The sequence below is a fragment of the Achromobacter sp. UBA2119 genome (assembly GCF_002331005.1).
GTDB lineage: Bacteria > Pseudomonadota > Gammaproteobacteria > Burkholderiales > Burkholderiaceae_B > Achromobacter > Achromobacter animicus.
The window spans coordinates 631,431-643,154 of the sequence record NZ_DCYD01000019.1; the positions used below are offsets into that span (position 1 = coordinate 631,431).

Here is an 11,724-nt window from a genome sequence, read left to right on the forward strand (position 1 = left end):
TGCCTCGCGACAACCCGCCACACCGCAGGCCGGGCACCTTCATGCAGAGGCACCCGGGCCGCAGCGTGCGTTAGTGGCTGATCATCCAGGGCCGCGCGCCCGCGAATGACTTTGCGCCATCGCGCGATGTGCGCGTTCTTCCCCGCGAACGCCCACTGCCGCAGCACCCGCAGTTCATGCCGTGCCCCGCCCGCGTGCTGCGCGGCTCATTGGCGCTGCGCTCGTTCGCCGCGTGCGCCCGGTTCATGGCCGAGGACAGCGCCGACACCGCTGGGGCACCGCCCACAATGCGGTCCGACAACGCCCCGCACTGCGGGCAGGCCGCCGGATCCCGCCACTGCGCCAACCGCCGAAGCGCGGCAAAAGCGCCGCAATCCGCGCACGCATAGTCATACATCGGCATCGTCGTCTCCTACAGATCGCGCGACAGCGGCATGTCCACATCGCCCTTGATGTGCTTGACGGGACCGCTCGCGGACGGCTGGATGTCGAAGTCGAAGATCTCGGTGGGCAGCCAGAGCGTGGCGCACGAATTGGGAATGTCCACCACGCCGCTGATGTGCCCCTGCACCGGCGCGCACCCCAGCAGCGAATAAGCCTGCGCGCCCGAATAGCCGAACTTCTTCAGGTATTCGATGGCGTTCAGACACGCCTGCCGGTAGGCCACATTCACGTCCAGATAATGCTGCTTGCCCGCTTCATCGACGGAAATTCCCTCGAAGATCAGAAAGTCCTTATAGGCCGGCGTGATCGGACTGGGCTTGAAGATGGGGTTGCGGATCGCATACTTGTCCATGCCGCCCTTGATCAGCGATACGCGCATGTGCACCCAGCCGGCCATTTCGATGGCGCCGCAAAACGTGATCTCGCCATCGCCCTGCGAAAAATGCAGATCCCCCACCGACAGGCCGCCGCCCTTCACATACACCGGAAAGAACACCCGCGCCCCGCGCGACAAATCCTTGATGTCGCAATTGCCGCCATGCTCTCGCGGCGGAACCGTGCGCGCCCCCTCGCCCGCTGCGCGGTCGCGGTCGGCGCCCTGCAAGGCCCCCATGTGCGCGGTCTTGGGTGCTGGCGGATTGGCCAGCGGCGGCACGCGATCTGGATTGGTATCGATCAGGGCCTGCTCGCGCCGGTTCCATTCGTCCAGCAGCTTTCTGTCAGGCAGGCAGCCGATCAGCCCAGGATGGATCAAGCCCGCGAAATTGACGCCAGGAATGTGCCGGGACGACGTGAACATGCCGTGAAAGTCCCAGATTGATTTCTGTGCGTGCGGAAAATGGTCCGTCAGGAAGCCGCCGCCATTGTTGCGGCTGAAAAAGCCGTTGAATCCCCACAGACTGTCCGGCTTGGCGCCGATATCCAGCAGATCAACCACCAGCAAATCGCCCGGCTCTGCACCCTCCACCCCCACGGGCCCGGACAGAAAATGCACGGTCGACAAATCCACGTCCCGCACGTCATCGGCACTGTCATCATTCTTGATCGCGCCGCCCGTCCAGTCATAGGTTTCCAAAATGAAATCGTCCCCGGGCTTCACCCACACTGCCATCGGAATATCCGGATGCCAGCGGTTGTGGATCTGCTTGTTTTCGTAGGGGGATTGTTCCAGATCGACACTGATAAGCGTATTGGTCATTCTCTTTCATCTCCGTGGTCAAGCGTTGATAAAACAGAAGGGTGACCGCTGGCAGTCTGAAAGGAAGCAGAAACTCGGGCTTCGATAGCCATTGATCTGTTAAGGACGGTAGGACAGATTTTCAGAGCGGTAAACTGGCTTTTTGCACAGTGACTGATGCCTGTGCCGCAGCTGCGTTGCGCAGCCCGCCGAGTATTACGCCGTGGGTAGGGTCCCTTATCCCGGACGCGTGCGGGACGCGTGCGGATGAGGCTTGCCGATAGCGCCACGCACCAATCGGCAAATGCGGTGCAGCGATCCGGCATTCTTCGGCCTCCGCACTGCCGCTTCAATGCAATGTCGCTTCAGCCCTGCAGAAGGATTCCCAGCCGGCTATTCCACGTGTCGCCATAGCCCTTTCCAGCGACAGGAATACGGATCAATGGCCGTTTCAGGTCATTGGTGGAAAAGTCGAAGTGAACGTTCAGGAACGACAGGTTTCCATTGCCTGACTTCTCGGTCCATTTGAGCTGCCACTTGCGGATATAGGAAAAGTCCAGGACTTCGCCCGGGTCCTTTGCGCCATCGACCATGCACAGTTTCTGGCTCTGCGGGTCGAACGCAATGACCACCTTCTTAGCGTTGTCGCTCAGAATCAACTCGCTGTCGACGCTGTCTTCCGGAAACGCCGTGCCCAATCGCTGATTGTGTTCGCGAAACTTCGCCAACAAAGCCTTGTGCCGCTTCTGCTGACGATGCACGGCCCAGGCGATCAACGCGATGATCGTCAGGACGATGGAAATGATATTGAACATGGAGTTGGCCCCCTGTGGCCGCTAGACGCTGTCCCGGCGTTAACGGCCGCAGGGGCAAGAAACTTTAGCCAGCAGTTATGATGCAAGCCATTCATCGCGCACCACGAAGGTTCTTCCGCATGGCCGTCTCGCCCCGCCCGTCCCTCGCCATTCTTCTCATCATCGCCGCGTGCGCCAGCACGTCCGCATTTGCCGACGACGGCTGTGTCGCGCGCGTCGATGCAGAACTGGCCCGCATCAAACAGGCTCAGGACGTCCAACGCACGCGCGAGGCTGCCAATAATTTGGAACTGAATCGGGAGCTGTGCCAAGGCCGGCTGGACCTGCTGGACGCGCGCTTTGCCTTGAGCGACGACTTCGAAGCGTGCCGCCGCAACGGCGTGCAGTTTTCGGATCAGGTGACGCGCAACCTTACGGGCGCGTCTGATGATCTGAGCGGTATGAAGGCCTCGTGGATCCGGACCTGCGGCCTGCACATGAAAGACTGATAACGGTATTGAAATACCGGCCGGGCATTGCGCCCGGTTTTCATTACCGTCGGCGAATACCGGTGCAGCTTGCGCCCTTGATGGCGCCAAGTCCTGAAAAGACACCGCGACCGCAACCGCCCAAGCGGTCACAATCGCGGCCATCATCTTCTTGGCTCTTACGCCGCCTGCTTGGCGGCATCGCGCGGAAAGAAAATCGCGCGGCTGGGATCAAAGCCATACAGGGACTCGTACTCCGGCGCGTCGGCCGCCAACGCAAGCACCGACTCCAGAATGAAATCCGCCTTCGCGTCCGACAGCAGCGCACTGAAGTTCAACCGCACAAAGCCGGGCTTCTCGATCTCGCGGCCCTCGAGAATGGCCTGCCGCATCTGCAGCGACTGCGCGTCGTCGATATCCAGCAGACGATGCACGTAAGGCCCCGCACACGCGCATCCGCCGCGCGCCTGAATCCCGAAGCGATCGCTCAGCATGCGCGTCACCAGTTGCTGATGCACAAACCCGCCCTTGCCGTCGCGCACCCGGAACGAAAAGATCGGCAGCCGGTTCGCCGTCAGCGAGCCCAGCAGCTCCAGACGCTCCGCGCCCTTCCAGGCCGCTAGCGCGCGCTGCACGAAGTGTGCATGGCGCTGCTGCATGAACTCCGCGCCCAGCGCTTCCTTCACCAGCACCACCAGCGCGGCGCGGATATCGCCCACCACATTCGGCGTACCCGCTTCTTCGCGCGATTCCAGACTGCCGCTGTAATCATGACCAACGGGCGATACGAACTTCACCGTGCCGCCACCCGGCCAGGTCGGTGTCGTGTCCAGCACCGCATCGCGACGCACGATCAGCACGCCCGAGGAGCCCGGGCCGCCGATGAACTTGTGCGGTGAAAACACGATGGCGTCGATCTGCGCATCGCTCGCAGGCGACATCCGGATGGGCAGGTACGGCGCGCCGCCCGCATAGTCCCACAGCATCTTTGCCCCGGCAGCCTTCACGCGCCGCGTGATGCCTTCGACATCCGCCACGATGCCCGTGACATTCGACGCCGCCGACAGCGCGCAGACGACCAGCGTCTCTTTCGGCGCTTCCAGCGCCAGCGCCAACTGCGCCAGATCAGGCCCGCCTTCGCGGCTTTCTGCCAGCTCGACAATGTCAGCGCCGCATTCGCGCCAAGGCAGGATGTTCGAATGATGCTCGTACGGCCCAATGATGACCCGGACCTTGCGGCCGGCAGCCACTGCCTCCTTCACGCCGAACAGATTCACAAGCCGGTTGATACCCGCCGTTGCGCCCGACCCCGAGAAAATCACTGCATGTTCATCGCCAGCGCCGCAGCATCGCCCGATGGCAGCGCGCGCCCCTCGCCGCAGCCGCGTAATAAAGCCGCCGCAGAACGACGCCTCGGTGTGCGAATTGGCGTAATACGGCAGCACCTGTTCAAGCACAAAGCGCTCGACCTGCATCAGCGCCCTGCCCGATGCGACGTAATCCGCATAAACCAAAGGCTTGGACCCGAAGGGCCCGTCAATGCAGGCATCCTTGCCGATAAGCCCGTCGGCAAGCGCCGCCGCGATATCGGAAGACTTCAGGCTGTCTTGAAACTGCTGCAACGGCGAAGCCGAGACGCGGACGGGCGCCTCGGCAAAAGGCATATTCATGGCGGGATGGATCCGAAAAGTACGCAAATATCATACGATGGATGCCTTGATGAAACATCACCGTTTTTTTGCCATAAGTTCATGAAAACGGGTCATATGATCGAATCTATGGAAAAAATAGACAAACTTGATCTGAGCATCATCTCTTGCCTGCAAAAAGACGGCGCGCTGTCGCAACGCGAGCTTGCCGATCGGGTCGGCTTGTCGCAGAACGCCTGCTGGCGCCGGCTTCAACGATTGAACGCCTGCGGCATCATCCGCGGCACCCGAGCCGAAGTCAGCCTGGTTGCGCTGGGTCTGGACCTCACTGTCTTCGTCATGATCCGCACCAGCCACCACGCCAAGGCCTGGGCCGATGGATTCCGAAAGCACGTCGAGCGTCTGCCCGAGGTCACGGAGTTCTATCGCATCGGCGGCGACTGGGACTATCTGATCAAAGTCGTGTGCCGCGGCATGGTCGGGTACGACCGGTTCTATCAGAAGCTGATCACGGACTTTGAGCTGTCCACGGTGACGGGGTTCTTCAGCATGGAAGCGATCATCGAAAACCGGCCGCCGGATCTGCGAATGCTGGAGGATTGAGGCGCGCGCGCGGGGTATCGATGGCGTTGCGTTCTGGTCGCTGGATTTCCTCGGCCTCGCTTTGAAATACACTGCTCGCGATGCGCCTAGGAACTTTCCTTTGGCACATTGCTCGAACCAACCTCATTCCCTCATCGCGGAGACCCGTCCGGCCATGACCCTCTAAGCCCTCCCCCAGATCACCGCTTGCGCTGCGCGCAACGCGTCTTATCGAATCCGGAGAGCTTCATATGGCCCAGTCTTCCCGCGCGCTCGCACCAGCGCATTCCCAGCCGCAATCCTCGGCGCCTTTCCTCAGCCTGCGTCACGTCAGCCACGCGCTGCCGGATGGACGCATCCTGCTCAACGACGTCAGCCACGACTTTGACGGCAGCAACCGCTATGGCCTTATCGGCCGCAACGGTGCGGGCAAATCCGTGCTGCTGCGTTTGGCGAACGGCGCTATGGAAACGCAATCCGGCCGAATTGTCCGCAGCGGCCGCATCGCCTACGTGCCTCAAGAACAACCGCGAACCGACGGCACCACATTGGCGGACATCGCCGGCATTGTGCTGATTCTGCGGGCCTTGTCCAGCATCGAAGCCGGCAGCACTTGCCAGTCAGACTTCGATCTGACCGACGGCCATTGGCGCATCCGCGATGAATGGACCCGCATGCTCGCCGACGCCGGCTTGCCCGCGTGGCAGCCCGATCACCCCGCCTCGATTGCCAGTGGCGGCGAGCTCACTCGCGTCGCGCTCGCTGGCGCCCTGATGCAGACCCCCGATGCCTTGCTGCTGGACGAACCCAGCAATCACCTGGACGCAGGCGCCCGCCGCTGGCTCATGGACCAGATCGACGCCTGGCGCGGCGGGTTGATCGTCGTCAGTCATGACAGGACGCTGCTGGACGCCATGTCCTGCATTGTCGAACTGGAGCGCGGCACGCTCTCCGTGCATTCCGGCAACTACACAGCCTGCCGAGACCATCGTGACCGCTTGAACGCCGCGCGCGAAGCGTCCCTGGCTCACGCACGCAACGAACGCACTGCGACCCTGCGCACGCTGCGCCAACAGCACGACGCCCAACAACAACGCAACGCCCGCGACGCCCGCAAGGCCCGGGATGAGAACCAGGCGCCGATCCTGCTGGGCATGAAGAAGGCGAATGCCGAAGCTCATGCGGGCCGCGAGAACGTGCGGCGGCAGGACACCGTTGCCGCGTTGGACGATGCGGTAAGGCAGGCTGCTGCACAGATCGATCAATCGGCAGGCATTGCGCTCGCGCTGCCCGAAACTGCCGTGCCGCAGGGCCGCCGCGTTCTGCATCTGGAGCATGCTAAGCCGCCCTATCCTGCGGACGTAGGTGCGCTGACGGTGACGCTGTCTGGCCCGTTCCGGTTGGCCATTCGCGGGCCGAACGGATGCGGCAAGAGTACGTTGCTGTCTATGCTGGCTGGGGAGTTGGCGCCGCAAGCAGGCGTATGCGAAGTCCGCGTGCCGACCGCCATGCTGGATCAGCGGGCGTCCCTCATTCCGGAAGACAAAAGCCTGCTGGAAACGCTGCAGGTGCTGGGCGCCACGTTATCGGAAGGTGAACTTCGCAGTCGATTGGCATTGCTGGGCCTAGGGCCTGCTCTGGTCAATGCGCCCGCCGGGACATTGAGCGGCGGGGAACGCCTCAAGGCTGCGCTGGCGTGCGCGTTGTGGCGGAAAACGCCTGCGCAGCTGCTACTGCTGGATGAGCCGACGAATCATCTGGATATTGAGTCGGCGGAGGCGATGGAGAAGGCGCTGCGAGCGTATCCCGGGGCGATGGTCGTGGTGTCGCATGATGAGGCGTTTTTGGAAGGGATTGCGCCTACGCATGAAATGGTTTGGGGGATCCAAGGCTGGCGGGTGACTGCGGAATGACGCATCGGCCGATGACGGATCCGTTAGAACCGATGGCCCCGATATGAGCGGGGTGAGGTTGCACTTACTCGCCACGCCTGACATCCCGAGAACAGACGCCAAACCCTCAATTGGAAGAGGAACGATTCAGACGCCACGAGTGGTACGAAAAGAATTGCTCAGGCGAGCGCGTATCAAACGAGTTCGCCTTGTGCGACTTCCTTTGCAGCACGTTTGACTACAGATCTGGTTTTGCCATGGCCCGGTAGCATCGAACACCTCAACGACGGTGAAGAACTCTTCTTAGTCGCAGCGGAAGGTGTCGATGCGTTCGTCCTTGTCCTCGCGGAGTTATCGAATGGACGCAGCAGCCAGAATAAAATCGACCGTCGGGACGTTCTTAACCTTCGAAAAAAGGCCGAGAGCATCTCATTCGCAGAAAACGGCTCGGAACAAGTCGCTCGACGACATCGATTAATCCTGCTTTACCTGAGACGGGGAAGCTTCAGGATACTTCGTCGATAATTCGGTGAACGGCGGCTTCTGAAAAACCTTTTGGTCACGCTCGCGCGCATCTGGTTTGGACTCCCTGATCAACGAGCGAACTTTGTCGACATCCGCCCGCGCCATTTCCGTCTGCTTCATCCGGTCGTAAGCGAGACCACGATAGGCATATGCCCATACATAGTCCGGTTGGTATCTCATGCCCTCAGAAAGCGCTTCTGCGGCACTCGACCAGTGCTGCAGCGCAATGAGCGAGCGTCCGAGATGGTAATAACTCGGCATGCCGGGGGTAGTGCCCTTTCCTCTAAGACCCATGTTGTTTTGGAGCATTGTCCGAAGCAACTCGACCGCCCGTTCCGGTTGTCCATCCTCCCGATAATCGCTGGCAAGTGAGATGATGTCCCAGCCTGTGCGGGGAGGCATCAAGCGCATTGATTCCTCACGGTCTGCGATGGCACGGGTGTAGTCCTTCTTTTGCGCGTGGGCAGCGGCACGCATTTGCAGCGACATCGCCCGAAATTTTGTCGGCGCGTCGGGCCAGCCCGAAAGACAATCGGACAGCAGCCGTATGACCTGGTCCGGATCCTCGAATCCTTCGCCGTCCTTGGTCAATTTCATGTTGCTTGTTTGCATGCAGGTGCGAGCGTGGCTAGTCGGTGAGCCTTCCGCTAAAGCCACCCTCGGCGTGACGGCGCATACCGAAAATAGAGCCAGGGGGACAACCAAGGTTGCTAAGTTGAGGAGTTTCATTGCGGATACTCGGCGTTGGTCAGGTCGGGACGCAAGACTTGGAGCAAAGCTGGCGTCACCGAACCCTGAAGCGTGCAAAAGACGTTCGTTTGGTTGGCGGTGCCACTCTCAAGGAAAAGTACGCGCTCGACGCTTCCATTTGCAGTCACCGTACCAGTCCCAGTGTTATTCGGCCGCCATGAATCTACCGGATCGCCAATCCTACGAATTTCAGCACGAGCCCAGGTATTTCCCGCATCGACGAGTTTCTCCGACGTAGGCAGAACGCTATTTATTTTCTTGGCTACCGCGTTGAGGCTACCCTCCGCGCGGAACCCCCAGAATACGAAACCGCCAAAGTCGATATCATAGGACACTTCGTCGTGCCATGCGATAAGACGTAGCCCGTCAATAATGATTGGCTCGCTAAAGACCTGATCCCGCCCCTTTTCAGCAAGCGGATTTTCCACCGCGATGGTCGCAGCCTTTCCGCGAGTTTTTACCTTTACGCCTGTTCCTAACAAATTAGGATTTTCCTTTAGCGCATTAAAAAGCGAAGCATCGCACCTCGCGAACAGACGGAGCGCCTCAGTTGGCGACACGTGGGAATTAGTTGCCGCAGAAGCTAAGTCGGTAGTAAACAGAAGAGTCGAGGCAAGCAGTGTCGATACAAGTCTGAACATTGAAAATTCTCTTAAATTAATTATTTAATTGGTCCTGCATTAAGAGGTCACTAGCTTCCCATCTTGGCCATCCCACATCAACCCAGCAGTTCGTAAAATCCTCCAGCTCTTCCCGCAAAGACGAAAGTGTTATCTTGGCAAGAGCCAAGCCTTACGGCCTTTGTGATCGCTTGACGACTGTCGGGTACGACGACCTACAGACTTCAGGCATTCAACCAGACAGTTGCGGTTTCTACTGAGGAAATTGAAAAGTGGGAGTTTTGTAAACGTGATCTGCAGAATTACCAGGCCTAAAAAATATATTGTCATCCAAATGATTCTTTACACGGTCTCGCACAGCATCCACCTCGGCATAGCGCTCGTGCAAATCAAATAGAGATTCGGTAAGTTGAATATATACCGTTTCCGGCCCCAGTTGCTCCACTCGGTATGCCGGTGCCGACATCAGTTTTTCCAGGCCGAAAAGTTTGACGTATGCCGGACCAAATATCTGAGCCCAAAGAATGTCCGGAAGTTTCTTAGACAAGGTGTGGGTAAAGACATGAATATTCCCCGCTGTTGGCGCGAACCCATTTTTGAATCCGACCATTTTGTACTCTGCCGCAACGCTATCGCAAAATGCATACTGCACACCAAACCGAACCGCTAGATGTTGAAGATAGCGAATTAACGCATCCACAGATTTTTGCGTTTCAGCTTTCACGTACATACCATGATTGGCAGACTGAGGTCCGCGCACGGGGTATGTTCTTTTTTTAAAACCACCCCACCCTTTTGGAGTGGACTTGCGTTTCCACATTATTGAATTTTCGGTATCGCCCAAGAGGTTGCGCACCTCCGCCATTGTTAGCTGCAGATTAATTGGCTCAACGAACCCCCAGTGTTCAGGACGAAATTCGGGCAAGTTTTCTAAAAAATCCTCAATAAGTCCGGAGAAAGCATCTGCATCCGCGAAGGAAGGCGTCAACAAAACCGAACAATCAACATCTATAAAACCACTTTTCATCTCAGCACTCTTGAGTTAGCCATTAAAGCAACCAATGGCCTAAGTCCCATTTCCCAACACAGATTCCACATGCTTCGCCAAATTTGGCAAGTCCGCGTACGCTAACGGAGCAAAATCAGGATAATGTTGAGCCATATATTCCTGCTGATTTATTGCACCGCCCTTTGTTTCACTTGCAAGAGTTTGGGCAACGAACTCCGGCTCAACAACCCAATTGATACTAGGAAAGCTCACCCGCTGAAAAGGAAACATAACCCATTTAACACTTCCGTTATAGGTATCAATTGCATGTTTCAACTTATCAGCCAAATGAATGTCTTCATCTTTAAATCGAATCGTCGTATATGGCGGCATTGCAGAGTTATCTCTTTTGTATTTTCTTCCATTTTTAAATACCAGATCCACCACTCGAGACTGATATTTACTCCATTCAAGGTCCGCAAATTTTCGGATTACATCGCATAACTCACTGCCATCAGCAAGTCGTTTCATCTGACCTCCTACTTAAGCACCGTCATCCCGCAGCGCCTCTTTGGCATCCAGAGAACGCCAAACAAATTCCCTTTGCCTCAAAGAGATTTATAAAAATTCAACACGGATTTGCGACTCACACTCCACTGAGAAATAGCTACCCCATCCTCGTTGACTTCTGACCGAGCAGCAACATACCTATTAATGGAGTTGGGGTCAAATTCTTCATGCAAGTCGCTTAAAAACAGAACGCTATTCTGCACATATGCAACCTCCCCCTCAAAATAAACGGCCCAGTAGAATACAAAATTTGACGAGACCGGATTGTGCATTGATGTAATTAATGCGCAATGCCCCTCACCCAAAAAACCTTCAGCTAAAGATCTCTTCCAATTTTCCAAATAATCATCTCTAGACCAGTAATCAGCAGAAGCAAAAAAAACTTCTGAATAATCATCGATTTCTACCTTACCTCTCAGGACAGGCCCACCAAACTCCGTCGAAGTCTCATGCTGAAGGAAAATTCCGAAACTCATTTTTTCACCCAATTTAGTTCTTTGTCATAAGTGCCAATTCTATTACCACGCCGATCAAACATCTTCCAACCTTCCGACACGTTATGGCCATCAACATCAGGCGTTATATAATTTTTCCCATTCCAAAAAACCGGTTGCCCGTGTGAGTTAAACGGTGCTTTTTGGGGAGAAATTCTCTGCCCATAACCTAAGTTCTCTGCTTTCTGCTGTAGGTCTTTGCCAATGCTAAAGATCGGCTCAACTATGATAGGCCCGTCGTTGGGCGTATTGACTAGTTCTCCACCCTCTTCCAACCTATCTCGCCCGGGTATTACAACCGGTTTTGCCGGATCTGCCGGTAACACCGGGATTTCAGGGCCGTATTTCCCTTCATCCGGAATTGAAGGAGGCAGAGCAGTGACATGCACCACGCTCCCTGCCTTTCCAGGCAGCGCCGCCTCCTTTCCAGCAATGTCGCTCACAAGTTCTGCTGCCCAAGGACCCAAAGCTCCGGCGGCAATGCCCGACATCGCGGCGGTAACCACGTAGGTGACGCCATCCTTCGTTTGCATCCAAAGAGTTGTCGACTTCTCCGACACCACAGTGACGACTCGCTGGCAACTGGTCGTTGTCGCACACTTAGCTGCCGCCGCAGCTGCAACCGGCGCCAAGAACCCCCAGTTCTGTGATGTCTCCAGCGTGGCGGCCATTCCGGCCGTTGCTGCATCACCGCCCGCTGCAGCCGCTATGCCCGCCACTAAGCTGGTGACCATATTGCGCCGAGCTTCGA

Annotated in this window: 13 protein-coding genes; 3 read left to right on the plus strand and 10 right to left on the minus strand. The window is 57.4% G+C overall.

Features of this window, described 5'->3' with window-relative positions; translation table 11 throughout:
- Positions 1 to 70: 70 nt before the first annotated feature.
- From B3098_RS26490 to B3098_RS26500, 3 genes are all read right to left on the minus strand, one after another.
- Positions 71 to 403, minus strand: coding sequence for a zinc ribbon domain-containing protein (locus B3098_RS26490; RefSeq protein ID WP_175138432.1), 333 nt, complete (start codon positions 401 to 403; stop codon positions 71 to 73).
- A gap of 9 nt (positions 404 to 412) precedes the next feature.
- On the minus strand, positions 413 to 1,642 hold the full coding sequence (gene fmdA / locus B3098_RS26495; protein ID WP_175138433.1) for a formamidase: 1,230 nt from the start codon (positions 1,640 to 1,642) through the stop codon (positions 413 to 415).
- 344 nt (positions 1,643 to 1,986) lie between these two features.
- The gene (locus tag B3098_RS26500) at positions 1,987 to 2,436 is read right to left on the minus strand and encodes a hypothetical protein (RefSeq protein ID WP_286900100.1); all 450 of its coding nucleotides are present in this window, start codon (positions 2,434 to 2,436) and stop codon (positions 1,987 to 1,989) included.
- Positions 2,437 to 2,555: 119 nt separating this feature from the next.
- Here B3098_RS26500 and B3098_RS26505 point away from each other — a divergent pair, with 119 nt between their 5' ends.
- Entirely contained in the window at positions 2,556 to 2,924 is a 369-nt protein-coding gene (locus B3098_RS26505) for a hypothetical protein (protein WP_175123548.1), read from the plus strand.
- Between the two features lie 158 nt (positions 2,925 to 3,082).
- Here the strand turns inward: B3098_RS26505 and B3098_RS26510 are convergent, their stop codons facing one another.
- On the minus strand, positions 3,083 to 4,573 hold the full coding sequence (locus B3098_RS26510; RefSeq protein ID WP_286900102.1) for an aminotransferase class V-fold PLP-dependent enzyme: 1,491 nt from the start codon (positions 4,571 to 4,573) through the stop codon (positions 3,083 to 3,085).
- Positions 4,574 to 4,681: 108 nt separating this feature from the next.
- On the opposite strand from B3098_RS26510, the gene B3098_RS26515 reads away from it, so the two are divergent.
- Together B3098_RS26515 and B3098_RS26520 are read left to right on the plus strand one after the other, a co-directional pair.
- Complete coding sequence (locus B3098_RS26515) at positions 4,682 to 5,155, plus strand: Lrp/AsnC family transcriptional regulator (RefSeq protein WP_255596037.1); 474 nt, start codon at positions 4,682 to 4,684, stop codon at positions 5,153 to 5,155.
- Positions 5,156 to 5,385: 230 nt separating this feature from the next.
- Positions 5,386 to 7,047 (plus strand): ABC-F family ATP-binding cassette domain-containing protein, encoded by a 1,662-nt coding sequence (locus B3098_RS26520; protein WP_286900106.1) that lies wholly within the window; start codon positions 5,386 to 5,388, stop codon positions 7,045 to 7,047.
- A gap of 453 nt (positions 7,048 to 7,500) precedes the next feature.
- On the opposite strand, the gene B3098_RS26525 is transcribed toward B3098_RS26520, so the two are convergent.
- From B3098_RS26525 to B3098_RS26550, 6 genes are all read right to left on the minus strand, one after another.
- Positions 7,501 to 8,148, minus strand: coding sequence for a tetratricopeptide repeat protein (locus B3098_RS26525; RefSeq protein ID WP_286900109.1), 648 nt, complete (start codon positions 8,146 to 8,148; stop codon positions 7,501 to 7,503).
- A gap of 128 nt (positions 8,149 to 8,276) precedes the next feature.
- A complete protein-coding gene (locus B3098_RS26530) occupies positions 8,277 to 8,942 on the minus strand; it encodes a hypothetical protein (RefSeq protein ID WP_218344691.1) in 666 nt (221 codons plus the stop codon).
- Between the two features lie 232 nt (positions 8,943 to 9,174).
- Positions 9,175 to 9,948, minus strand: coding sequence for a hypothetical protein (locus B3098_RS26535; RefSeq protein ID WP_286900111.1), 774 nt, complete (start codon positions 9,946 to 9,948; stop codon positions 9,175 to 9,177).
- 39 nt (positions 9,949 to 9,987) lie between these two features.
- Positions 9,988 to 10,440, minus strand: coding sequence for a hypothetical protein (locus B3098_RS26540; protein WP_191575687.1), 453 nt, complete (start codon positions 10,438 to 10,440; stop codon positions 9,988 to 9,990).
- 77 nt (positions 10,441 to 10,517) lie between these two features.
- Complete coding sequence (locus B3098_RS26545; protein WP_286900114.1) at positions 10,518 to 10,955, minus strand: hypothetical protein; 438 nt, start codon at positions 10,953 to 10,955, stop codon at positions 10,518 to 10,520.
- Entirely contained in the window at positions 10,952 to 11,644 is a 693-nt protein-coding gene (locus tag B3098_RS26550) for a toxin C-terminal domain-containing protein (protein WP_286900116.1), read from the minus strand. The genes B3098_RS26545 and B3098_RS26550 overlap by 4 nt, the downstream gene beginning before the upstream one ends.
- Between the last annotated feature and the right edge of the window lie 80 nt (positions 11,645 to 11,724).